Source organism: Cyanobium sp. NIVA-CYA 375 (assembly GCF_056108345.1).
This window is the reverse complement of sequence record NZ_JBSYHW010000016.1, coordinates 13,382-36,128: the sequence shown is the minus strand read 5'-3', so window position 1 is coordinate 36,128 and position 22,747 is coordinate 13,382. Positions and strand designations below refer to the sequence as shown.

Sequence of the window (22,747 nt, the reverse complement as noted above, 5' to 3'; positions counted from 1 at the left end):
CCTTTATATTGCGTCGGTTGCAAGGGTTGGCAGCCCACGGGAATGGCGGAGTTGCCAGAACAAAACCCCGGTACAGCTCCTGCTTCGACACCACTCGCCCCCTCCCCCCGCCCAGGCCCCTGGGGCTACCCCTTACTGGCGGCTTTGGCTGGAGGTGGCGCAGCCTTGATGTTGCTTGTTTGGGGCGGTGATCAAGCCCTAAGAAAGTTCTACCAGCACTGGAGACCCCAGGTGGAGCAGCCGCTGAGCCAGCTGCTCGGCCATCCCGTTGAGCTTGGCGACTATCAGGGTCTCGACTGGGGAGGTCTGCGCATCGGGCCCAGTCGCATCGCCCCTGGTCGGCTGGACGGCTCGACTGTTTTAGTAAATTCCATCTTGGTGAGCCTGGACCCCCTGGCCAGCCTGCGCCAGCGCTTGCCGGTGCTGCATGTGGGCCTGGCCGGAGTGCGCGCTGAGTTGCGCCGCAACTCCAAAGGTCAGTATTGGGTGCCTGGGCGACTTGATGCAGGCACCAAGCCGCCGCCGCGCTTGGACCTGAGGCTGCGCCTGGTTGATCCGGCCGTAGTCAACCTGCTGCCGTCCGGTATGAACCTCCGCCTCACCGGCCGAAGTGCGGCGCGGCTCCATCGCCGGGAGGTCGAGCTGGCGGGTCGGTTGCGTACCGATAAGACCGCTGGCTCGCTGGCCATACAGCTTCAGGGAAATTGGCAAAGTCAGATCTGGGCTGGAACGCTCCGGGCCGACGCGCTGCAGCTGGCATCGCTGCAGCGCCTGTTCGGCCTGCCGGGTCAGCTAGCTGGTCGCACAGATGGCACGCTGTTTTTGGAGTGGCGAGATCTCCAACCCTTTTGTCGAGGCGAAGCCCAGCTGCGCCAATTGCGCTGGCGGCCTACTGCGGGGGTGTCCCGGCTAGATCTGCCATTCAGCAAGCTGCGCTGCCGGGGCCAAGCTCTCGAATTAGATCGCACTATTTGGCGCTGGGGAGCACCGGGGGGCAAGGACCTGCAGGGCACGGTGCGGCTTGAGGGGATCTGGCAGCGAAACCAGCTGCGGTTGCGCCAGTTGGAGTTGGCCCGCGGCAGCTCCTGGCTAAGGCTCCGCGGCAGTTTGGCCAATCGCCTTGATCTGACTGGAAACTGGTTGCTCCGACCCGATGACCTCCCCCTGCAAGCCGGCACCCCCACCTGGGTGTTGGACCAACAGGTGGGTGGGCTGCTGACGGCCAGGGGGCCGTTGGGTCTGCCCCAGCTGCAGGCACGCTTTGGCCAGTCCAACAATCCGCTGCTGGGTCGTTGGGATGCCGTTTTGGACTGGAGTGACCAGCGCTTAGTGCTGCAGCGTTTCACCAGTGCCCATCTCAGGGCCAGTGGGGTGCTGCCCCTGGCTCTAAACACAGGCAAGGGACTAGTGCCAGGTCAGCTCGACCTAAGACTGGACCTCGATCGCTATCCACTCGAGCGGCTCGAACTGCTCGTGGGAGCCCAAGTGCAGGGAATGTTGCAAGCCTCCGGCCGGGTGAGGGGCCCTCTCAATGCCTTGACCCCGGATCTGGATCTCCGGATCGACCAGCCCGGCGCCGGCCCCTTGAGGTTGCGGGAAAACTGGCAGGGCCAGTGGTTTGGTGATCCGGCGGGTGGTGGGCGCCTACGCATGCAAGCCCTCGCCCCAGCGCCGGTAGGGGTGCTCAATGCCCGCATTGATTCCCGCTGGGTACCTCGCCAGGTGCGCCTCGAACGGGCCGGCGGAACGCTGGAGCTCAACGGCCGTCCTCGGGGCTACCGCTGGCAGGCGAACCAGTTACCCCTGGATGGACTGCAGCTGGCCCTAGGACCCAAGTCCCGGCGGCAGCCCCTGCAAGCCCGACTGAGCGGCCAGGGCTTGCTTGAACTCCAGCCCCTGGCCTTCAACGGCAACGCCCAGCTGGATCGGCCAGTGTTTTTGGGCGTTTGGGGGAAATCGGCCCAGGCAAATTTCCGCTACGCCAAGCGTCGCTACTCAGCCCAAGGAGCTATCTCTCCTCTTGCTGGGGGCAACCTTGCCATTGATTGGAGTGGCGTCTGGCATGGCGCCTTCCGAGCCCGCCTGCAGGGTGAGAGATTACCGCCGCTGTTTTTGCAGCAGTTGGTGCAGGCCTGGCCCCTGTGGCGCGGCGAGGGCGCGCCGATCCTGGGCCAGGCCAGCGACATCGGCACCCTACTTATTGACACCTTTGGCGGCAGCGTGCAGGACCAGCTGCGGGCCCTGGAGCTGGCTCGAGCTCGGCTGGGCGCTGCGCGGCTGGAGCGTGACCGTCAAAGCAGCCCCCAGGAGCGACTGCAGCAGCTGGCAGGTCACATCGACGCAGACCTGCGCCTTGACGGACCCAGCCTGCTAGATGCCCGCGCCGACCTCCAGGCCCGTGCCCACCTCTGGTTGCCTGAGGCAAACCAGGACCAGCCCCTGACTTCTGTGCCGGTGCTGGTGAAGTTCACCGGACCCCTACGCCGGGGGGCTGGCAATTTCAGCCTGGCCGACCTGCCGCTTGAGCTGTTGGCTTTGCTGACGCCCATCCCCGCCGGCTTGCGGGGTCGCCTATCTAGCCAGGGGCGCTATCTCCTCGGCACTCCCCAGCCTGAGCTTGCCCTCAACCTCACATTGGTTGATGGTTATCTGGGGGAAACGGTCCTGTTGCTGGAGCGTGGCGCCATTCAGCTGGAGCAGGCCCGACTGCTCCTGGATCTTTCTTTGCGGGCGGCCGGGGCTTCGAGCAGCGTCGAATTGGCGGGAGTTGTGCCCTTAGGCCCAGAGCAACAAGGTCTCGAATTGCGCCTGGCCAGCCGCGACGACGGCCTGCGCTTCCTAGCGGGGCTTGCCCAGCCGGCCCTGCAGTGGAATCAGGGCAGCGGCGACCTGCAGCTGCTGGTAAGCGGCAGCGTTCGCGAGCCAATCGCTAATGGTTTTTTGCGTTTCCGGGGCGCTCAGCTGCAATTCATCGGCCAAAAGGTTCGTGACGTCGAAGCGACTGTGCTGTTCGACTTTGAGCAGCTCCTGCTTCAGGAGTTCAACGCCAAGGTGGGAGATAAGGGAGTGGTGCGCGGTCAAGGAAGCCTGGGGCTGTTTCGCCCTGAGGCCACCGCCGATGGCAAAGACGCCACCCTGACGGTGGAACTCGAAAAGGTGCCCTTCGCCATGCCTCGGATCAAGGCTGTGGCTGATGGGTCCCTCCAAATTGGGGGCAGTCTTGCTGCCCTTGATATCGGCGGGGAGCTAGCTATCTCCCGGGGCAGCGTCAACGTTCAGCCTGCCCAACTAGCCAGTGAAGCCAATTTGGCGGCACCAGTAGTCAGCGCCGCTGAATTGCTCGAATCCCGCTGGGATTACGACCAGCCTTTGGTACTGCTCGGTCCCGATGTGGAGAGCAACGCCAGTGAGGCCCTGCGGGCCGCCGTGCCTAATGCGAGCTTTGTAGGTTTCGACGACCTGAAGCTGAAGCTGGGCCCCGACCTGAAGGTGGGCATCCCCAACCTGGCCAGCTTTGGCACCAGTGGGTTGTTGCGGCTCAATGGGCGCCTGGACCCAAGCCTGCGCTTGCAGGGCGTGGTGCGCTTGCTGAAGGGGCGACTCAACCTGTTCACCACCACGTTTGGTCTCGACCCCGACTCCCCAAACGTTGCGGTGTTCACACCTTCGATGGGGTTGATTCCTTTTCTAGACATCTCGCTGCGCACCAGGGTCTCCGACAACCTGCCGACCACCAGTGGTGTTGGGACAGCCGGCAGCCTGTCTTTGCAAGACTTTCAGGCGGTTGGCGCCACCAACTCCCTCGACCAGCTCAACTTGGTGCGAGTTTTCCTGAGTGTGAGCGGACCGGCGGACCGGCTTGCCGACAACCTGGTGCTGCGCAGTTCGCCGCCGCTCTCGGAAGATCGGCTGCTTGCCCTAATCGGCGGCAATACCCTGGCGGGCCTGGCGGGTTCGGCAGGCGGCACCGTGCTGGCTACCGCCCTAGGCCAAACCCTGCTCTCGCCCCTGCTCGGCACTCTCGGCGATGCCTTCGGCCAGCGGCTCAGCTTTGCCCTCTATCCCACCTACGTGAACCAGGGTGTGGCCAGCGGCGCCGAACGACGCTCAGGCCGGGTGCCGCCCCAGCTGGTGCTGGGAGCAGAAATTGGACTTGATATCACGGAGCGCTTCAATGCATCTGTGTTGGCCGCCCCCAACCGCTCCGACGTGCCCCCCCAATTAAATCTGAATTTCAAGGCCTCAGAATTGCTCAACCTGCAGGGGGCCGTCGACGCTCAAGGTGCCTGGCAGACCCAGTTGCAGCTGTTTTTCCGCTTCTGAGCATGCCTGTGCTTATGCAGCGATTCGAATGAACCAGTTGATCGGAGTAGATCTCGGTGGCAGCGCCATCAAGTTGGGGCGCTTCAGCGAAGCCGGCGACCTGCTAGCCGAGCTTCAGGTGCCCACGCCCCAACCAGCGGTCCCTGGTGCCGTGACAACGGCGATCGTGGCGGCGGTGCAGCAACTTGATCCCGAGCGGCTGGCCGATCGGGTTGGGGTGGGCCACCCCGGGCCGAGCGACCAGGCCGGCCGGGTGGCGCGCATTGCCATAAACCTGCCGGGTTGGCTGGATGTGCCCTTGGCCAACTGGCTCGAACCCCTGCTAGAGCGGCCTGTGACCCTGGCCAATGACGCCAACTGCGCCTTGATCGGTGAGCACTGGCTAGGGGCCGCCCGCGGGGTTGGCGATGTGTTGCTGCTCACCTTGGGCACGGGCGTGGGCGGTGCGGTGTTGCTTGATGGCCAGTTATTTACCGGTCATCGGGGGGCGGCAGCCGAGCCCGGGTTAATAGGCCTCGATCCCGCTGGTCCGCCCTGCAACAGCGGTAACAACGGCTCCCTTGAATCCTTCTGCAGTCGCCGCGGCTTCGATCGCCTCTCAAGCGTGGATCCGGCCGAACTCTGCCGCCGGGCCGCTGGCGGTGATGGCGAGGCCCTGGCGGTGTGGCGGGCCTACGGCAAGCTGCTGGGGCTTGGGTTGAGCTCCCTGCTCTACGTGCTAACTCCGGAGCTTGTGCTGATTGGTGGTGGCCTCAGCGGCGCCAGCGATCACTTCCTGCCAGCGGTGTGGCAAGAGGTGGAGCAGCGGGTGCAGGCGGCCAGCCGGGAGGGCCTGACGATTCGTCGCTGCAGCCTCGGCAACGGAGCCGGCCGGCTGGGGGCGGCCCGCCTGGCCCTGCAACGTTTGGCGCCCAGCTTGGGATGATGGCTTGATGATTGCTGATCCCTCCCCAGACCTGCTGGCCCGTGCCGCCCAGGTGCGCCGGGGCGCCATGGCCTTGGGCCAACTCGACGATGGCCAGCGCCGTCAGGCCGTGCTGGCCATGGCAGAAGCCCTAGCGCAGAGCAGTGAAGCCATTTTGGCCGCCAACCAGGCCGATCTTGAGGCCGCTGCCGCCGAGGAGCTGGCGCCGGCGCTGGTGGCCCGGCTCAAGCTCGATGGTCCCAAATTGGCAGGGGCGATCGCGGGTGTGCGCCAGGTGGCGGAGCTTGCCGATCCGGTTGGCCGCCGTCAGCTGCACACCGAGCTAGATGCGGGGCTAGTGCTGGAGAGGCTGACGGTGCCCCTGGGAGTGCTGGGCGTGATCTTTGAGGCGCGGCCAGATGCGGTGATGCAGATCGCCTCCTTGGCAATTCGCTCCGGCAACGGCGCCCTGCTCAAGGGTGGCCGCGAAGCCAGCCGCAGCTGTGAGGCCATCCATGCAGCGCTGCGCCGTGGCCTGGCCGCCAGTGCGGTGCACCCCGAAGCCCTGGAGCTGCTCACGAGTCGGGAGGAAAGCCTGGGGCTGCTGAAGCTCGACGGCCTGGTGGACCTGATCATTCCCCGGGGCTCCAATGCCCTGGTGCGCTTCATCCAGGACAACACCCGGATTCCGGTGCTGGGTCATGCCGATGGCATCTGCCATCTGTTTGTGGATCGGGCTGCCGACCTTGAGCTGGCTCTGAAGGTGGCGCTGGATTCCAAAACCCAATACCCGGCAGCTTGCAACGCGATCGAGACCCTGCTGGTTGACGCGGCGATTGCCCCGGCGTTTCTGCCTAGGGCCGTGCTGGCCTTTGGGGCAGCAGGGGTTGAATTGCGCGGCGATGACGCTGCCATGGAGCTGGGGGTGAGCCAGGCCGCCTCAGACGAAGACTGGAGCACCGAATATTCCGACCTGATTTTGAGTGTGAAGGTCGTTCCCGACCTCGAGGCAGCCCTCGACCACATCGCCCGCTACGGCTCCCGTCACACCGATGCGATCTGCACCGGAGATGCCGCCACCGCCGACCGCTTCCTGGCTGCGGTCAACAGTGCCGGGGTGTATCTCAACTGCTCCACCCGCTTCGCCGATGGCTTCCGCTACGGCTTTGGCGCCGAGGTAGGTATCTCCACCCAAACCATGCCCCCCCGCGGCCCGGTTGGGCTGGAGGGTTTGGTCACCTACCGCTACCGGCTGCGTGGCGAGGGCCATGTCGCCGCCGATTACGCCAGCGGGGTTCGTCAGTTCAGCCATCGCCCTCTGCCCCTTTGAATTTCCTGTCATGAGCGATGCGATTCAGGTGCGTGGCCTGCGGCTTTGGGCCCATGTGGGGGTGCTCGATTTCGAGCGCAGGGAAGGCCAGTGGTTTGAGCTGGATCTGGAATTGGGCGTGGATCTCAGCGCTGCTGGGCTCAGTGATGCCCTAGGCGACACCCTCGACTACAGCCAGTTGATCACTGCCCTGCAACAGCAGGCCCGCAGCCTGATCTGCCAAACCTTGGAGCACTACAGCGAAAGGATTTTCGATCGGATCGAGGAGCTCTATGGCCCGGTGCCGATCCGCCTTGAACTACGCAAATGCCACGCTCCGGTGCCGGGCTTTGACGGGGTTGTGGCAGTGCGGCGCAGCCGGCATCACTAGGCCAATTTGAGACAGAATCCCTCTCTGTGATGGAAGTTAGGTTCGCTGCCGGGATGGGCCACGGCCCAGTAGGTCAGCTCCCCGCTGGAGCTTTGGAGCACGGCGGAAACCCCAACTTCGAGCCCTGCAGTAGCTGTTGGCGTAATTAGCGCAGGTGGCAGCGCGCAAGTAAGGCTCAAGCACAATTGTTTGTTGTTGCGTATCACGTTGAAGGGCAGCTGCTTGTAGGCAGGTTCCTCAGCTAGCCCTTTCCGGTAGCTATCAAGGTGGTAAACATTCCAATCTCCAGCGGGCGAAAGGTTGTACTCCCAATAGTCGCTGTTGCCTGCAGCAGCCAGAAAGAATTCCAGGCAGGTGGCTTGCCAAAGCAGATCTTGACGCAGCGGTTGGCCGCTACAATTGGGGATCCTCAACTCAGCCAGATCGCCCTCAAGTTGATATGTGATCTGCAGAGTGCTCTTAAGCACACTGATTTGGCCATGGAGTGAGTAGGTGGCAGCAACTCCTTGCATCCCGGCTGCATGGGGAATCAATTTGAAGCTAGTGCTGCTCATCGCAGTTTTGCCACAATCTGCCGAATTTGTTCTTCCTGGGCCTCAATGCTTTCGGTGAGACGAAATTGCACTAGAGCCCTATGGAGGTTGTGGTTAGAATGGGTCGTACGAAAGTAGAGATTGCCAGCTAGATGGTCGCTTAAAAAGCGCAGGCCTAGCTCGAAGCTGAGTAGCCTTACCGACACGTAGATGTAATCTAGGTCCGATTCGCTTAGGAATGTTCTTGCCGCGTCCAGGTAGCCCTTTAGGAGGTTCTCGCAGAGATTGAGATCAAATTTGACGCTATCAATTTCACCTGCTTCTTCCCCCGCTGGATTGCAGGCTGAACGCAAGCAATCGCCGATGTCGTAGTGCACCAGGCCTGGCTTGACGGTGTCTAGATCCACTAAGCTCACGGCATTTCCCGTGTGGGCGCAGAGCATCACATTGTTGATTTTGGGGTCGCCGTGGATAGGCCGCAGCGGCAGAAGGCCCGCTGCCTTGGCGTCCTCAAGGATCGGGGCCAGTTCGCGGCGTTGCTCCACGAATGCCGCACACCATTGCTCCCGATCGTCCTGACCTATTGGGTTGCAAAGCAAGGTTTGGTCGTAGGCCGCCAGGTAGGTGGGTGTGACGTGGAAGCCGGGCAGGGTATCGGCAAGTCGCTCTGGGGGCAGGTCGCTGATCAGGAAGTGAAATAGACCCAGGCCCCGACCCACCTGCCGGGCCTGCTCTTGGTTCGTGATCGCCTCAACAGTCACGGCCTCTTCGATGAAGCTCTGTAGCCGCCAAAACTGACCCTCTGCCCATAGCCAGGGTCGGCCGGTAAGACGGTTGGCGATTAGGCGCGGGACTTCCCATCGTTGTCCGATCAGAGGATGCTGCTCAGCGTGGGCGCTGAGCGCCTCCAGGTTTTGCATCACCAGCTCCGGCTGGGGAAACACCCGGGTATTGAGCCTTTGCAACACGTAGTGGCCTGCAGTTGCGCCCCCCGATTGCACCTCCAATAAATAGGTGTCGTTGACGTTGCCGTTGCCGAGGGGCGCAATTGCTGTCACTGGCCCAGGCAGGTCGAAGGCCTCGGCGACCGCCACCAGCTCCGGTGCAGGAGTGGCCATCAGGCGGCCACCAGGCCGGAATGGCGGATAAGCGCCTCGCTGCTTGGCTGGCGCCCCCGGAAGGCTTCAAACACCTCAGCTGGGGAGCGGCTGCCGCCGAGGCTTAAAACAGTGTCGCGGAAACGGCGGCCGGTGGCCACGATCTCCTCCGCCTGCTCCAGGCCCACCTCCTCGAAGGCACTGAAGGCATCGGCGCTGAGCACCTCGGCCCACTTGTAGGAGTAGTAGCCGGCTGCATAGCCGCCGGCAAATATATGGCTAAAAGCGCAGAGGAAGGCATCCTCGGCTATGGGCTCCAACACAGTTGTGGTGGCAGCGATGTGGCGGCGCAGTTGATCCGGACTCTCACCGCTGTCGGGGGTCCACTGGCTGTGCAGGCGTAGATCGGTGAGGGCCAAGTGCACCTGGCGCAGGGTGGCGCCGCCAGCCATGAAGGTGCGGGCTGCCAGCAGCTTTTGGTATTCGGCCTCCGGTAGCGGTTCGCCGCTCTGCCAGTGCCGTGCCATGCCCATCAAGGTAGCCCGGTCGTAGCACCAGTTCTCCATGAATTGGCTGGGTAGCTCTACAGCGTCCCACTCCACGTTGTTGATTCCGGCGGCCTGGGGCCGCTCCACCGTGGTGAGCATGTGCTGGAGGCCATGACCAAATTCGTGGAAGAGGGTTTCGAGCTCGTCGAAGGTCATCAGGCTGGGGGTGTCGCCAACCGGTGGGCTCTGGTTGCAGATCAAGTAGGCCACCGGCAACACAAGCTCACTGCTGGCGCTGCGGGAGCGGCCGAGGCATTCATCCATCCAGGCTCCACCGCGCTTGCTGCCAGGGCGGCTATAGGGATCAAGGTAAAAGCCGGCCAGGGGCTCCCCGTTACAGGCTTCGAGCACTCGGAAGTAGCGCACGTCGCTATGCCAGATCGGCGCCTCCCCATCAGCTGCCACTATTTCTATGTCGAATAGGCGCTGGCAAAGTACAAACAGCCCCTGCAGCACCTGCTCAAGGGAAAACCAGGGTCTGAGCGCCTCGCTGTTGAGTTCGAAACTCTCTTGCCGCAGCACCTCTGCCCAGTAGCTCACATCCCAGGGCTTTAGCTCCGCTGCCTCTGGTGCTCCGTGGCGGCTAGCGCAGGCAGCAAGGGCGGCGAGCTCCTGCTGGGCCACTGGAAAGGCTGCAGCGCGCAGGTCTTCAAGTAGGCCTTCCACCTCATGCACCGAGCCGGCCATTTTTGAGGCCAGGCTCACCTCGGCCCAGTTGGCGTAGCCCAGCAGCTGGGCTTGTTTCAACTTCAGCTCCAGGATTTGGGCAATCAGAGGATTGTTATCCAGTTCGCCGCTGGCAGCCCTGCCCACCTGGGCGCGGTAGACCTTTTCGCGCAGATCCCGGCGCTCACTAAATTTTAGAAAGGGCACCACCCTTGGCATGTCTAGCCCAAGGCGCCAGCCGCTTTCACCGGCATCTGTGGCAGCTTGGGCGAGCAACTGCCGCAGGCTGGCTGGTAAGCCGGCCAGTTCCTCTTCGCTGTTCAACGTCAGACTCCAGCCGTTGGTGGCATCGAGCACGTGATTGCCGAAGGCAGTGGCGAGTTCAGCGAGCCGCTCACAGGCGGCGTTGAAGGCTTGCTGCTCCTGCCCCTCCAGGCCCACGCCCCGCAATTGCATGTCACGAAGCTCTGCCGCCAAGATGCGGCCCTGGGTGGCATCGAGCTGGCTGGGATTGGCTTGCAGCGCTTCGAGAGCCCGATAGATCGGTCGCGATTGCCCAGCGCGGTTGCCGAATTGCACCACGGCCCCCTGCTGCTGTTGGTGGGCTTCCCGCAGGGCTGGGGTGTTGCAGACGCCATTGAGATGGCTAACCACCCCCCAGCTCCAGCGCAACCGCTCTCCCAGCTGCTGCAAGGGGTCCATAACCTCCTCCCAGCGGAGAGACTCGGATTGGCCTAAGCGCAGCTCAAGGCTGGCTTCTAGGGCGGAGAGCGATTGGTTTAGCTCGCTTAGTAAGGCAGGGATCGCCTGCTCTACCTGCTCCGGCGTGATCGCCTCGAAGGGCGGAAGCCCCTGACCAATAAGCAAGGGCAGGGGTGCGCTCAGGGTCATGGGTGGGGTATTTGGTGCAAATATTCCAGCCGATCAACCCAGTTTTTGTGATTCAGCCCAGGGCGGTGACCCGGCCCATCGCAACCAGGGCAGTGGAACTCAATTGCTCGGCAAGCGCATTGGTTGAGGCCTCATAGACATCGATTGCCAGCCTGGGCCAAAAGCCAATCGCCAGGGTTGGTATCAGCAGGGTGAGACCAATAAAAAGCTCCCGGGGACGCATGTCGCCCACCACGGCAAGAGCCGGAATCCTCGGGCCGAAAAACACCCGGCGGCAGAGGCTCAGCAGATACATAGGAGTGAGCACCAAACCGATCGCCGCCAGCACAATGGCGATCACCCGGAAGCCGATGGTGAAGCCGTCGTTGGCCGTGATGCCGAGAAAGACGGTGATCTCGCTCACAAAACCACTCATGCCTGGCAGCGCCAAGGAAGCCAGCGAGCTAGCCAGGAAAAAGGCAAAGGTGATCGGCAGGGCCTTGGCAAGACCGCCCATGTTGGGGATCGAAAGGGTTCCGGTGCGCTCGTAAAACACTCCGGTAACGAAGAACATGGCAGCAGCGATAAGGCCATGGCTGATCATCTGCAGCATGGCGCCGCTGATGCCGAGGGCATCTACTGCACCAATACCGAGCAGCACAAAGCCCATGTGGCTCACGGAGCTGCAGGCAATGCGGCGTTTGACGTTGTCCTGGGCAAAGGCATTCAGGGCGCCATAGACGATATTGACTACGCCCAGCACAATTAGGGCTGGTGCCAGCCTCAGATGCACCTCAGGAAGCATCTGCACGTTGAAGCGCAGCAGGGCGTAGCCACCCATCTTAAGCAGCACGCCCGCCAGCAACATCGACACTGGCGCATTGGCTTCACCGTGAGCATCGGGCAACCAGGTGTGGAGAGGGAACATCGGCAATTTCACGCCAAAGCCCACTAGGAAGCCCAAATAACAGAGCAGTCCGAAGGTGCCACCGGGGGAGCGGCTGGCCAGCTCGGAGAGGTTGAAACTGAAGCTGTCACCAGAGAAGGCAAGAGCCAGACCGCTCAGCAAGATCAGCAGGGAAGCAGTGGCGGTATATAAAATAAACTTGGTGGCCGCATATTGACGTTGCTTTCCACCCCAGATTGCAATTAATAGATATACCGGAACCAGCTCAAGCTCCCAGGCAAGGAAGAAAAGCAGAAAGTCTTGGGAGAGAAAAACCAGGCCCTGGGCGGAGGCCTGAACAAGCATCAAGGCGAAATAAAGCCTGGTTTTGCTCTTGATATTCCAGCTAGCCGCCACCGAAAGCAAGGTCACCAGGCCTGAGAGCAGAACCAGGGGAGTTGATAGTCCGTCAGCGGCAAGGGACCACTCAAGTCCCATGGCCGGCACCCAACTGACCCTTTCGACCAGTTGCAGATCACTGCTGGATCCGTCGTAGTACCTGCTGAAGCAAACCAGCATCAGAGCAAGGTCGACAGCCAGGGTGACCAGGGCCAAGGTGCGGGGCCACTTGGGGTCGCTGCCATCGCCAGGCAGCAGCGGCATAACCAATGCAACTGCTGCTGGCAGCAGCACTATCAAGCTCAGCCAGGGGAAGGCCGAACCCGCTGGTGTAGAAGCCAGGCTGGACGCAGCCAGCAGGGGCATGTTGACGTCCATCACGGCCCGAATGTAGATCTAGAGATTCGCTGAACAGTGCCAAGGTCAGGCACAGATCAAATCGGAGACCAACCTATCAGTTCCGGTAACGAGACTGAGTACAACTACTTACTAGGTGGCGGGTCTCTGGTCGGGCAGGGCTTCCCAACGGCTGCCCAGCTGCTGAATGGCCAGCACTTCAGAGCGGGACTCCACCCCAGCCTGGTGCCAGGCCCGCACCATCGCTGAGCTGACATTGAGTGCCACCGGCTTGGGGCAAAGGGCAAGCAAACTTGGACCGGCGCCACTTATGACGCAACCCCAGGCCCCCGCGGCCAGGGCCGCCTCCCTCACGGCCTTGCCGCCAGGGATCAGGCCCCAGCGGTAGGGCTCATGCAGGCGGTCATGCATGCCATCGGTGATCAAGTCGCCGTTGCCGGTGCGCAGGCCCTGCAGCAGAAGGGTGAGGGAGCCAAGGTTGATCACTGCATCGCCAACCGGAATTGATTTGGGCAGGGCCCGCCTTGCTTCGCTGGTGGTGAGCCGGATTGCGGGGATTGCCACCACTGCCTGTACCAGGGGCGACCACTCACAGCGCACCACCCGCCAGCGATGCGAAGCGGCCTTGGCGGTCATGCACAGGCCGCCCACCAAAGAAGGCACCACGTTGTCGGGATGGCCTTCAATGTCGATTGCCAGCTCCAGCAACTTCTCGCGGCTGAGGGGCTCGCCGACCAGCGCATTGGCGCCGATCAGGCCCGCCACGATCGCCGTGGCGCTGCTACCCAGGCCCCGGGCCGGAGGCACCGCTAACCGCACTCTTGCCTCAAGGGCCACCGGCTCCTCGCAGGCTTCTTTCCACACCCGTTGGGCCGAGCGATACACCAGGTTGTCGGGCCCTCCTCGCAGGTGGGCTCCTTCGCTACCTTCAATGATCAGATCAAAGCGCTCGCTGCCGCCCTCGATGCAGCGCATCTGGAAGACGTTGTCGAGATCCAGGGCAGCCCCCAGACAGTCAAAACCAGGACCAACGTTGGCGGTGGTAGCGGGAACGTGAACCTCAACCCCTTGTCCGACCCGGGGGCGCACCATGGGACAACTTCTGCTACGCCCAGTGTCTCAGGCCAGCAGCATGCGCGCCCGGCAGGCCGCGCTGAATTGGCCAATGGCCGGATCGACCACGGCCGTGATCGGCATGCTTGCCAGCAACGGCTCTAAGCGACCCTTGTTTAGAAATGCCCGGTTAAAGGTGGGCGAACGCAGGCTTTCCAGCAATTTGCCAGCGGTGCCGCCGGCCAACCACACCCCTCCCCGGCTCAGACCCGCCAGGGCCAGATCGCCACACACACTGCCGTAGCAGCCGATCCAGATCTCCAGGGCCTCGCTGGCCAAGCTTTCCCCTTGGGCGGCACAGGCTGCCACGGCAGCTGGCAGTTCCGACCCCTCCGCATGGGGCAAGAGGGGATGGTCTCCGCCGGGGTGGTGGATGTGAAGCAGCCAGCGCGCCACTTCGCCCAGGCCCGTGCCACTCACCACCCGCTCGATCGAGACTCGCTCCAGGCCACGCTCGCGGGCGAGCCACTGTTTGAGTTGCCATTCTTGCTGGCTGCGGGGGGCGAATTCGCCGTGGGCGGCCTCGCTAGCCACCGCCACCAGCCCAGTCGGGGTTGGTACCCCGTAGGCCACCCCCAGACCCGTTCCCGCACCTAGCACCAGCAGGGGCGCCTCTGGCCTCGCTACCCCCGGGCGGATTGGCGCCTGTTGCTGTGAGGTGAGATGGGGCAGCCCGTAGATCAATACGGCGAAATCATTGACCAGCTCAAACCGCCCAATACCTGTGGCTGCAGCCAGCTGGCAGCCATCAAGCTGCCAGTGCAGGTTGGTTAGCTGGGCCTGGCCCGCCTCCACCGGTCCTGCCACCGCCAGGCAGGCGGCCGCTGGAGGGGGCTGGCCAGCACCCAGAAAGGTGGCCAGCATCGGGGCCAGGTCGTCCCAGTCGGCGGATAGGTAGCGCTCACTGCGCAGCAGCTCCAATTCACCCCCGGGCTGCAGCTGATAGAGGGCGAGAAGGGTCTTGGTGCCGCCGATGTCGCCAGCTAGAAGGGTGGTCACTGGCCGGGTGTGGGGATCGCCGGCAGGCCCAGGCCGGCGGCCCGCTTGGCATTTGCCGCAACTGCTGCAGCCAGCAGGTCGGCCACGCCCAGGTTGCCGAGGTCGCCTTCGCGTCTACTGCGCAGGCTCACCGCACCTGTTTCAGCCTCCTTGGCGCCGATTACTGCCAGCAGGGGGATTTTCATCTGCTCGCCGTTGCGAATCAGCTTGCCGAGGCGCTCGCCGGAGTGGTCCAGGGTGGCGCGGATGCCAGCGGTCTTGAGCTGCTCCAGTAGCTGCTCGGCGTAGGGCATCACCTCATCGGTAACGGGCAGCAGCCGGATCTGCTCGGGTGCCAGCCAGAAGGGGAAATCGCCGGCGTAGTTCTCGGTCATGATCCCGAAAAACCGCTCCAGCGAACCGAAGATGGCCCGGTGAATCATGATCGGGCGCCTTCTTGAGCCATCAGCGGCCACATACTCCAGTTCGAAACGTTCTGGCAGGTTGAAATCGAGCTGGATGGTGGAGCATTGCCACATTCGCCCGATGGCATCTTCGATTTTTAGGTCGATCTTGGGGCCGTAGAAGGCGCCGCCGCCTTCATCGATCTTGTATGCCCAGCCCTTGCGATCGAGGGCCTCGATCAGGCCTTGGATTGCTAGTTCCCACACGGCATCTGCGCCGATCGATTTCTCCGGCCTGGTGGAGAGATTTATTTCGTAGGTCTTGAAATCGAAGGTGGAAAGGATCTCCTCTGTGAGATCAAGGATGCGCAGGATTTCATCGCTGATCTGCTCTGGTAGGCAAAACACGTGTGCGTCGTCCTGGGTGAAGCCGCGCACCCGCATTAGGCCGTGCATCACACCCGGGCGCTCGTAGCGATAAACGGTGCCCAACTCGGCCCAGCGAATTGGCAGCTCCCGGTAACTGCGCAGGGTGCTTGCGTAAGTGAGCACATGAAAGGGGCAGTTCATCGGCTTGAGCTGGTATTGCCGCTCATCGACTTGCATGGGGCCAAACATGCTCTCGGCATAGAAGTCGAGGTGACCCGAGGTTTTCCATAGGCTGATATCCGCCACGTGTGGCGTGTACAGCAGTTCGTATCCAGCAGCGAAATGGGCCTGACGCCAAAAATCTTCGATTAACAGGCGCATCCGAGCCCCGCGGGGATGCCAGAACACGAGCCCTGCTCCGGCCTCATCCTCGATCGAGAACAGATTCAGATCGGTGCCCAAACGCCTGTGGTCGCGGCGTTTTGCCTCTTCCTTGCGCCGCTTGTGTTCCGCCAGCTGCTCGGGGGTTTCCCAGGCGGTGCCGTAGATGCGCTGCAGCTGGGCTTTGGTTTCATCGCCACGCCAATAGGCGCCGGCGACGCTCTCGAGCTCGAAAGCCTTGGGGTTGAGTTCGCTGGTGTTGGCTACGTGGGGCCCAGCGCAGAGGTCCCACCACTCCTCGCCCAAGGTGTAGAGACTGATCGGCTCGCTGATCCCCGCCAGGATCTCCAGCTTGTATGGCTCGTTTTGGGCCTTGATCCTGGCCTCGGCTTCAGTGCGGCTTACTTCGATCCGCTCAAGCGGCAGACGCCGGCCAATGATCTTGCCCATCTCCTTCTTGATGGCCTTGAGATCGGCCTCGGTGAAAGGATCGGGGTTGTCGAAGTCGTAATAAAAACCGCTCTCGGTCCAAGGCCCGATGGTGACTTGGGCCTGGGGGAAGAGCTTCTGCACAGCCATGGCCAGCACGTGGCTCATCGAGTGACGGATGCGCAGTAGCTGGTTGCTTTCGCTGGTTTTGGGCAGGGCGATCGGTGCTGGCTCGGAGCTACTTGGGTTCACGGGCACTGATCGCGCGTCTAATTAGGGCGAAGAGCGATCCTACGCAGCGCTCTTAAGCTGGAGCCATGGGTTTTTCTTCTCCAACACCCGAGCCCCAATCCCCAGGCGTCCTGCTTGATCAGCTGCTCGGGTCCCTGCTCGACGACTTCAGTTCCTGGTTTGAGCGGGGCCTGCTGCTGCTAGATCACTGCCCAGAAGCGGTGATGCCCCACGACCAGCAGCTGATCCTGCGCGATCACCTGGTGCAGGCCCGCAAGGAACTCTGCGCTGCCACAAGCTTGCGCCAGGCAGCTCCCATACCAATGGCCCTGGAGATGGAAACCCTGGCTCCCTGGCATCAACTGGTGTTGTCAGTCTGGAACCTCTCAGCAGCATTACGCCAGCATGGGGTGACCCTGCCGTGATGGGCGAGCGCCGCAACCTGGCTTTCGGCTACGTGCTCTGGGCCCTGGGCCTGGTGGGAGTCTGTGGCGTGCATCGCTTCTACAACCGCAAACCCCTCAGCGGCACTCTCTGGTTGCTCACTTTTGGCCTCTGCTTCGTGGGCCAATTGGTTGATCTCTGGTTGATGCCCGAACTAGTTGACCAGGCGAACCGGCCTTTGGGGCTGCAGGGCTCGACCCTCTCGGTTGAGCGGCAGCTAGTTCATTTGGCTAGGCGGCGCGGCGAGCTGGGCTTCACCCTTAATGACGCCCTCGTCGAGATGGAGTTGCCGGCTGGGGTGGAGAGTCGCCAGGTGCGTGATGAGATCCAACGGTTGCTCCACGCTGAACTGTTGGATGTCGGCAATGACGATCGGGGTCGGGTGATTTACAAGGAGCCTTGAGACAGCGCCGTTCTTTGCTGTTGCTGGGCCTGGCGGCTGGAGTGGCCCTGCCCATGGGGGTTTGGAGTTGCCCCCTGCGTCAGCTCACGGGGATTCCCTGCCCCGCCTGCTACCTAACGCGCTCCGTGCTGGCAACCCTGCGCGGTGACCTAGCCCAGGCCCTGGAGTGGCACGCTTTTGGCCCGGTGCTGGTGGGGCTAGCTCTGGTCCTGGGGCTTTGGACTGTTTTCGGCGGCCACCTGGCGCCAAGGCGGTTGCTGCAGTTGGCCTGTGCCGCTGCGGTGCTGGCGTTGGGCTACTGGCTGCTGCGGCTCTGGGGCTGGAGCCAGGGCCAGCCTTTGCCAGCCTGAGCTGCCTAGAAAGTCCTAGGCGGGCGGCAGGAAACCCAGTGTTTCCCGCACCCTTTTGAGGGTCTCATCGGCCACGGCTGCAGCTTTGTGTTGGCCATTACGCAGCACCTCCGCCACCGCTCCTGGCTGCTGACGCCACTCCTGATAACGCTGCTGAACTGGCCTCAATGCCTCTAGGGCAGCATCTGCCAGCAAGGGCTTAAACGTGCCCCAGCCCATGCCGCCGCACTGGTCGGCTGCCTGCTGCCGGCTTTTGCCGGCCAGCAGGGCGTAGAGCCCCAAAAGGTTGTCTGCTTCCGGGCGCTCCGGATTGCCGAATTCCAGCCCCATGGTGGGGTCGGTTTTGGCCCGTTTGATTTTTTTGACTACCAATTCCGGCGGATCCAGCAAGCTGATCCGAGATCCCTCATTTGGATCGCTTTTGCTCATCTTTGAGCTGCCATCGGTAAGGCTCATCACCCGGGCCCCTTCCCGCAGGATCAAGGGTTCGGGCACCTTGAGCACTGGAATCAACTCACCGTCTGGATTGCGCTTGCCAAAACGGGCGTTGATGCGCTGCTGGGCAATGTCGCGGGCGAGTTCAAGGTGCTGCTTTTGATCCTCCCCCACTGGCACTAGATCAGCGTCGTAGAGGAGGATGTCGGCAGCCATCAGCACCGGATAGTCCAACAGGCCCACAGAAACCTGGTCTCCCTGTTTGATTGCCTTTTCCTTGAACTGGATCATCCGCTCCAGCCAATTGAGCGGGGTGACGCAGTTGAGCAGCCATGCCAGCTCGCAGTGGGCGCTCACATGGCTCTGCACGAAAACGGTTGAGCGATCGGGATCTATGCCGCAGGCGAGATACAGAGCAGCTGTTGAGAGCGTGTCCTCGGCGAGCTGGGCTGGCTGATGGGGAACTGTGATCGCATGAAGATCGACCACACAAAAAAAAGTGTCGTGGCTGCTCTGGAGATCAACCCAGTTGCGGATTGCGCCAAGCCAGTTGCCGAGGTGCAGAGCCCCAGTGGGCTGGACCCCGGACAGGACCCTCGGCCGTGCCATGGGACTCAGCTCTCGGTGCTCTCAGGGTTTTCGGTGCTCTCAGCCCTCTCTGGGGCCAGCTCTTCGGCAGCCAGCTCTTCGGGGGCAGCCTCTCCAGAGTTGGGCTCGATGGGCTCTGCCACGGGAGCAGGAGGCTTGCTGGGGCGAGCGAACGGATCGATGCGAGGTGCCCGCTCCTGGCGGATCACCCGGCCCTCGCCACCCCCTGGCCGGCGCTCGGAGCGTGGGGAATCGCTGCGGGGGGAATCGCCGCGGGGACCGGCCTGGGCCCTTTGTTGAGCGACCAGTTCGTCGAGTTTTCCATCTTCGAGCAGCTGGGCCACCGTGCGAATGGCGAAGCCCAGGGCAGCCACCGTGGAGCGCAGCGCGAAGCCCTCTTGAATGGCTCTGGCCGCGCGCATTTCGTTGTCGCTGAGCCGGATACGAAACCCGCCGGGTTCGCGGTTTCCTGGCGGGCGGCCGCCACTTGGACGTCCACCTTGATCATCGCGGGCTTGGGAGGGGGTGGTTTCTTCGGCCATCGCCTCAACCTATGCAGTCAATTGCAAGTGTGCCGCATCGGCTGGCCCAGGGGTGTGAGCCAATGCAGCCGGTGGTGCTCCCGCTGGCCGCTGCGAGCCAGCACGATCAGAGGCAGGGCCCGCACGGCCCCTGGTTGAAACTGGTTTCGATAGGTGTCCAGCAGTTCCAGATAGGCAGCCAGGGTCCAGCCGTGGTTGCCCCGCTCCTGGTGGCCCCAGAAGTGGCGTAGGGCCTCTTGGCAGGCCGGTTGGCCAAATTCCTGCCAGCAGCGCAGCTGGGCGGACCAGGCCGGCTGTCCGGCGGCGATCCAGGCCCGGTAGCGCACCAATTCCGGTGCCTCAGAGCTGACATCGGGTGGTAGCACCAGAGCTAACTGCTCCAAGGGAACCCGGCGCAGCCGCAGCCAGCAGCGCTCCAACAGGGCCACTGGCAGGCTGCCAACCCAGTCCTGTGCAGCCTGAAGTTCTCCTCCCCATTCCTGGAGCTGGGCCTGCTGCCGCAGGGTCAATTGCGGAGGTGTCAATTGCGGCAGCAGGTCAGCCATGGGTGCCCTTAAAGGTGATCGCTGAGCTGGCGTATTCCCTGGGTTCGAGGTGGATCGTGCAGCGCACCCGACCAAACCGGGCCTCTAGGTGCTCTTCCACCAATTCGGTGATCCGGTGTGCCGTTGGCAGGTCATTGGCGTCCACCACCATGTGCATGTCGATAAACACCTGCTGGCCGAGCACCCCGCGGCTGGCGATGTCGTGGCAGTTGAGTACCCCAGGCACCTCCATAGCCACCTGGTGAATGGCCTCCGGGGCAATGGCGATCTGATCAACCAACTGGGGCAAGTTGGTGCGCAGCACCGACCAGCACACCCGCACCAGCAGCAAGCACAGCGGAATCGCTAGGGCGACATCGAGCCAACTGAGGTTGAGCCACACCGCTCCGGCCAGGCCCACCAGCACCACCGCTGTTGTCCAGATGTCGCTACTGGTGTGGGCCGCATCGGCCTTAAGCAGGGGACTGCCAAGCCTGCGCCCCTCGGCCCGCTCGTAGCTAGCCAAAAGAATGTTGATGCCGAGCACGAGCAGTAGTACTAGTAGCTCCCGGCTATCCATTCGCAAGGGCTGTAGTCCAGTGCTCAGCCTCCCGAGGGCGGCCTGCAGAATCTCAAAGGCAGTGAACAGGATGAAGGCTGCAATAGCCAGGGCCCCAACCGCTTCGTACTTGTGGTGCCCGTAGGGATGGTCCCGGTCTGGTTCGGGATCAGAAAGTCCATTGGTCACCAATCCCAACAAGCTCGAAAATCCGTCAGTGGCACTGTGCATGGCATCCGCCAGCACGGCAAGTGAGCCAGTCAATAGCCCCAGCAGCAATTTCAACAGCGTCATGCTGATGTTGACGGCCAGGGCCACCAGCAGCACTCGCTTCACCTGTTCGCGGGTGTCCTGGCGGGCATCCAAAAGGTTTTCGCTTACTCCTGGAGCTGGCAAGGCAAACCCCCGACTCGCGCCCAAGCTATTGGCATTTGCCGCCTGCGCAGCGTCTCAAGCTGAGCTAGAGATGCTTCAGCTAGTTCAGCGCCGTTGACGCCGCCGGTGACTCTCCCCCAGCTCGCCGGGTTAGCCATGGTCCGCCAGGCCATGCCCACGACCCTCAAACCTTGGCTTCCGGCTATCGGCACCGGGGTTATGGGCTGGTTTGCCCTCGATGGGTTGCTGCGGCTGAGCCACCTACCTATCGCCTCTGGCCTAACCCTGGCTGTCCTGGGGCTGGCTGCTTTGCTGCTGCGCCGCCACCAACCCCGGGGGCCAGCCCCCACGGATGTGCCCGGCTGGCTGGGTCGCCTGGAACAGCTTGAGTCCCAGTTTTTACGGTTGGTAGGGGAGCCAGCTCCAGCCCAGGCTGAGCTTGATAGCCGGTTGCGTAAGGACCAACTGGCAGCCCTGCGCCAGGAGCTGGAGCGGCAGGGCTTGCAGTTGGCCCTGGTGGGTACCTGCCCTCCGGCTCTGACTCTGCAACCAGATCTGATCGGGGCCCTGCGTGGTCCCGAGACACTTCAGCTTCACTGGGCCCATCCCTTGCCGGCCTGGAGTGCCAATTGGTCTTGGCCTGAGGTATTTGCTGCCTGCGACCTGCTAATCCACCATCTGCGCACACCTCTGTCCGCTGCTGATCTGCGCTGGCTCGAGGCCCTGCCCGCCGCCCAGCCAGCCTGGCTGCTGGTGGATTGCCCCAGTGATGACCAATCTCGCCAAGCTCTGAGCGCTGAATTGCGCTCCCAGCTTGGGCAGGAGCTTTCCAGCCGTCTGCTTTTTTGGGATGGCCTACCCACGACCCTTACAGCCAGCATTTCGCCCCTAGCCCGGCATCTCGCCAGTGGCGGAGCGGAGCTGCGCCGCGGCCGCCAGCTGCGTCGTCTTGAGCAATTGCACGGCCAGTGGCAGCGCGATCTCGAGCAGCTGCGGCGGCAGCACTTTCTGCCGCTGCAGCTGCGCACCCAATGGCTGGTGGCGGCCGGGGTGGTGGCGGCGCCCCTGCCAAGCCTCGATCTGCTGGTGCTTGCGGTGGCTAATGGCTTAATGCTGCGCGAGATGGCTCGCCTCTGGGATTGCCCTTGGACTTTCGAGCAACTGCAGGCCGCCGCTAGCGAACTGGCCAAGGCAGCCCTCGCCCAGGGGGTAGTGGAGTGGAGCAGCCAGCTTCTGACTGGCCTGGTCAAGTTGCATGGCGCCACCTGGCTGGTGGGGGGGGCGTTGCAGGCCCTCAGCGCCGCCTATCTCACCCGGGTTGTGGCCCGGTCCATGGCTGACATGTTGGCCCTATCGGCGGGGGTGAGCGAGCCGGATCTCGCCGAGATCAAACGCCAGGCACCCCTGTTGGTGGCCCAGGCAGCGGCGGCTGAAAAGCTCGACTGGCCTGCCTTTCTCGAGCAGGGCCGGCAATGGCTTCGCAACCTGCCCCCTGCCAGCATGAATTGCTCAGATCTGATGGCAGCGGAGCCAACCCCTTGATTGACCTTGATCAGCGGGTGTTGTTTGCTTTTCTGCTCACCCTGGCAGCCGGCCTTTGCACCGGGCTCGGTAGCTTGCTTGGCCTGGTGTCGAGGCGATTCAGCCCCAAGTTGCTCAGTTTGTCGTTGAGCTTTTCGGCTGGCGTGATGATTTTTGTCTCCTTTGTGGAGATATTTCCCAAGGCCAGGGAATCGCTGGCCATCGGGCTTGGAGCCAGCACCGGCTATGCGGTCACCGTTCTGGCGTTTTTTGCCGGCATGGTGTTGATTGCCTTGATCGACAATGCCTTACCCAGCCATGATCTGACCCTTCCTGAGGCCAATTTGCCAGGGGCCCAGTCGCAGAACTTGCTGCGCACAGGCCTGTTTTCGGCTCTAGCGATTGCCATCCACAATTTTCCAGAGGGTTTAGCCACCTTTGTTGGTGCCCTCTCAAGTCCCAGGCTTGGCATCAGCATCGCCATTGCGATCGCCATCCACAACATTCCCGAGGGCTTGGCGATTTCAGCTCCGGTGTATTACGCCACTGGGAGCCGCCGCACTGCTTTTTGGGTGTCTTTCGCCTCAGGGCTTGCTGAGCCCATCGGTGCAGTGGTGGGCTACGTCTTTTTAAAAACATTTCTCAGCGACACGGTGATGGGATTAGTTTTTGCCAGCGTCGCCGGATTGATGGTTTACATCTGCTTCGATGAATTGCTGCCTGCCGCCCAGCGCACAGGGGCCCATCACCACGTCATGATTGCTGGCCTCACGGCAGGAATGCTGGTGATGAGTGTCAGCTTGGTGCTACTGGCCTGA

The 22,747-nt window shown here is 62.7% G+C and carries 19 protein-coding genes; 9 read left to right on the top strand and 10 right to left on the bottom strand.

The annotated features are described in order from the left end of the window. Positions 1 to 42 precede the first annotated feature (42 nt). The 4 genes from AC01FP_RS06275 to AC01FP_RS06260 are packed head-to-tail and all read left to right on the top strand — an operon-like array spanning position 43 to position 6,927. Positions 43 to 4,323: a translocation/assembly module TamB domain-containing protein gene (locus AC01FP_RS06275; protein ID WP_474478968.1), complete on the top strand. Its 4,281-nt coding sequence runs from the start codon at positions 43 to 45 to the stop codon at positions 4,321 to 4,323. A 28-nt stretch (positions 4,324 to 4,351) separates the two neighbouring features. Then, positions 4,352 to 5,248 carry an ROK family protein gene (locus AC01FP_RS06270; protein WP_474478967.1) on the top strand — a complete coding sequence of 299 codons (897 nt, stop codon included), beginning with the start codon at positions 4,352 to 4,354 and terminating at the stop codon, positions 5,246 to 5,248. A 7-nt stretch (positions 5,249 to 5,255) separates the two neighbouring features. Further along, positions 5,256 to 6,557: a glutamate-5-semialdehyde dehydrogenase gene (locus AC01FP_RS06265; RefSeq protein WP_474478966.1), complete on the top strand. Its 1,302-nt coding sequence runs from the start codon at positions 5,256 to 5,258 to the stop codon at positions 6,555 to 6,557. A gap of 10 nt (positions 6,558 to 6,567) precedes the next feature. Beyond that, a complete protein-coding gene (locus AC01FP_RS06260) occupies positions 6,568 to 6,927 on the top strand; it encodes a dihydroneopterin aldolase (protein WP_474478965.1) in 360 nt (119 codons plus the stop codon). Between the two features lie 550 nt (positions 6,928 to 7,477). Here AC01FP_RS06260 and AC01FP_RS06255 read toward each other — a convergent pair. From AC01FP_RS06255 to thrS, 6 genes are all read right to left on the bottom strand, one after another. Next, positions 7,478 to 8,578 (bottom strand): phosphotransferase enzyme family protein, encoded by a 1,101-nt coding sequence (locus AC01FP_RS06255; protein WP_474478963.1) that lies wholly within the window; start codon positions 8,576 to 8,578, stop codon positions 7,478 to 7,480. Then, on the bottom strand, positions 8,578 to 10,662 hold the full coding sequence (locus tag AC01FP_RS06250; protein WP_474478962.1) for a M3 family metallopeptidase: 2,085 nt from the start codon (positions 10,660 to 10,662) through the stop codon (positions 8,578 to 8,580). The genes AC01FP_RS06255 and AC01FP_RS06250 overlap by 1 nt, the downstream gene beginning before the upstream one ends. 52 nt (positions 10,663 to 10,714) lie before the next feature. Beyond that, positions 10,715 to 12,304, bottom strand: a complete 1,590-nt coding sequence (locus AC01FP_RS06245; RefSeq protein WP_474478959.1) for an NAD(P)H-quinone oxidoreductase subunit 4 — start codon at positions 12,302 to 12,304, stop codon at positions 10,715 to 10,717. Positions 12,305 to 12,415: 111 nt separating this feature from the next. Next, complete coding sequence (gene thrB, locus AC01FP_RS06240; protein ID WP_474478957.1) at positions 12,416 to 13,375, bottom strand: homoserine kinase; 960 nt, start codon at positions 13,373 to 13,375, stop codon at positions 12,416 to 12,418. A 27-nt stretch (positions 13,376 to 13,402) separates the two neighbouring features. Next, entirely contained in the window at positions 13,403 to 14,395 is a 993-nt protein-coding gene (locus tag AC01FP_RS06235) for a glucokinase (RefSeq protein WP_474478955.1), read from the bottom strand. Beyond that, complete coding sequence (gene thrS, locus AC01FP_RS06230; RefSeq protein WP_474478981.1) at positions 14,392 to 16,125, bottom strand: threonine--tRNA ligase; 1,734 nt, start codon at positions 16,123 to 16,125, stop codon at positions 14,392 to 14,394. The genes AC01FP_RS06235 and thrS overlap by 4 nt, the downstream gene beginning before the upstream one ends. A gap of 149 nt (positions 16,126 to 16,274) precedes the next feature. Between thrS and AC01FP_RS06225 the strand changes: the two genes are divergently transcribed. Genes AC01FP_RS06225 through AC01FP_RS06215 form a run of 3 tightly spaced genes read left to right on the top strand, consistent with a single transcriptional unit; the run spans position 16,275 to position 17,385 of the window. Further along, positions 16,275 to 16,613: a DUF2605 family protein gene (locus AC01FP_RS06225; RefSeq protein ID WP_474478953.1), complete on the top strand. Its 339-nt coding sequence runs from the start codon at positions 16,275 to 16,277 to the stop codon at positions 16,611 to 16,613. Then, entirely contained in the window at positions 16,613 to 17,035 is a 423-nt protein-coding gene (locus AC01FP_RS06220) for a TM2 domain-containing protein (protein ID WP_474478951.1), read from the top strand. Before AC01FP_RS06225 ends, AC01FP_RS06220 begins: the two co-directional genes overlap by 1 nt. Next, positions 17,032 to 17,385, top strand: coding sequence for a DUF2752 domain-containing protein (locus AC01FP_RS06215; RefSeq protein WP_474478948.1), 354 nt, complete (start codon positions 17,032 to 17,034; stop codon positions 17,383 to 17,385). The genes AC01FP_RS06220 and AC01FP_RS06215 overlap by 4 nt, the downstream gene beginning before the upstream one ends. Positions 17,386 to 17,400: 15 nt before the next feature. On the opposite strand, the gene trpS is transcribed toward AC01FP_RS06215, so the two are convergent. The 4 genes from trpS to AC01FP_RS06195 are packed head-to-tail and all read right to left on the bottom strand — an operon-like array spanning position 17,401 to position 20,429. Further along, positions 17,401 to 18,429 carry a tryptophan--tRNA ligase gene (trpS, locus tag AC01FP_RS06210; RefSeq protein ID WP_474478945.1) on the bottom strand — a complete coding sequence of 343 codons (1,029 nt, stop codon included), beginning with the start codon at positions 18,427 to 18,429 and terminating at the stop codon, positions 17,401 to 17,403. A gap of 5 nt (positions 18,430 to 18,434) precedes the next feature. Continuing rightward, a complete protein-coding gene (locus AC01FP_RS06205; RefSeq protein WP_474478942.1) occupies positions 18,435 to 18,950 on the bottom strand; it encodes a hypothetical protein in 516 nt (171 codons plus the stop codon). 17 nt (positions 18,951 to 18,967) lie between these two features. Then, a complete protein-coding gene (locus AC01FP_RS06200) occupies positions 18,968 to 19,495 on the bottom strand; it encodes a hypothetical protein (RefSeq protein WP_474478940.1) in 528 nt (175 codons plus the stop codon). After that, a complete protein-coding gene (locus tag AC01FP_RS06195; RefSeq protein ID WP_474478937.1) occupies positions 19,488 to 20,429 on the bottom strand; it encodes a cation diffusion facilitator family transporter in 942 nt (313 codons plus the stop codon). Before AC01FP_RS06195 ends, AC01FP_RS06200 begins: the two co-directional genes overlap by 8 nt. Positions 20,430 to 20,579: 150 nt before the next feature. Between AC01FP_RS06195 and AC01FP_RS06190 the strand changes: the two genes are divergently transcribed. Then, entirely contained in the window at positions 20,580 to 21,950 is a 1,371-nt protein-coding gene (locus AC01FP_RS06190; protein WP_474478935.1) for a YcjF family protein, read from the top strand. After that, a complete protein-coding gene (zupT, locus tag AC01FP_RS06185; protein WP_474478933.1) occupies positions 21,914 to 22,747 on the top strand; it encodes a zinc transporter ZupT in 834 nt (277 codons plus the stop codon). The genes AC01FP_RS06190 and zupT overlap by 37 nt, the downstream gene beginning before the upstream one ends.

What these genes read in the sequence shown, in the direction of transcription:
- thrS (WP_474478981.1), bottom strand. Translation starts at nt 16,125, where the DNA reads ATGAGCCACGTGCTGGCCATGGCTGTGCAGAAGCTCTTCCCCCAGGCC.
- AC01FP_RS06245 (WP_474478959.1), bottom strand. Translation starts at nt 12,304, where the DNA reads ATGGACGTCAACATGCCCCTGCTGGCTGCGTCCAGCCTGGCTTCTACA.
- AC01FP_RS06220 (WP_474478951.1), top strand. Translation starts at nt 16,613, where the DNA reads ATGGGCGAGCGCCGCAACCTGGCTTTCGGCTACGTGCTCTGGGCCCTG.
- AC01FP_RS06270 (WP_474478967.1), top strand. Translation starts at nt 4,352, where the DNA reads ATGAACCAGTTGATCGGAGTAGATCTCGGTGGCAGCGCCATCAAGTTG.
- AC01FP_RS06225 (WP_474478953.1), top strand. Translation starts at nt 16,275, where the DNA reads ATGGGTTTTTCTTCTCCAACACCCGAGCCCCAATCCCCAGGCGTCCTG.
- AC01FP_RS06275 (WP_474478968.1), top strand. Translation starts at nt 43, where the DNA reads ATGGCGGAGTTGCCAGAACAAAACCCCGGTACAGCTCCTGCTTCGACA.
- AC01FP_RS06200 (WP_474478940.1), bottom strand. Translation starts at nt 19,495, where the DNA reads ATGGCTGACCTGCTGCCGCAATTGACACCTCCGCAATTGACCCTGCGG.
- trpS (WP_474478945.1), bottom strand. Translation starts at nt 18,429, where the DNA reads ATGGCACGGCCGAGGGTCCTGTCCGGGGTCCAGCCCACTGGGGCTCTG.
- AC01FP_RS06190 (WP_474478935.1), top strand. Translation starts at nt 20,580, where the DNA reads ATGCCCACGACCCTCAAACCTTGGCTTCCGGCTATCGGCACCGGGGTT.
- AC01FP_RS06250 (WP_474478962.1), bottom strand. Translation starts at nt 10,662, where the DNA reads ATGACCCTGAGCGCACCCCTGCCCTTGCTTATTGGTCAGGGGCTTCCG.
- thrB (WP_474478957.1), bottom strand. Translation starts at nt 13,375, where the DNA reads ATGGTGCGCCCCCGGGTCGGACAAGGGGTTGAGGTTCACGTTCCCGCT.
- AC01FP_RS06265 (WP_474478966.1), top strand. Translation starts at nt 5,256, where the DNA reads ATGATTGCTGATCCCTCCCCAGACCTGCTGGCCCGTGCCGCCCAGGTG.
- AC01FP_RS06260 (WP_474478965.1), top strand. Translation starts at nt 6,568, where the DNA reads ATGAGCGATGCGATTCAGGTGCGTGGCCTGCGGCTTTGGGCCCATGTG.
- AC01FP_RS06255 (WP_474478963.1), bottom strand. Translation starts at nt 8,578, where the DNA reads ATGGCCACTCCTGCACCGGAGCTGGTGGCGGTCGCCGAGGCCTTCGAC.
- AC01FP_RS06205 (WP_474478942.1), bottom strand. Translation starts at nt 18,950, where the DNA reads ATGGCCGAAGAAACCACCCCCTCCCAAGCCCGCGATGATCAAGGTGGA.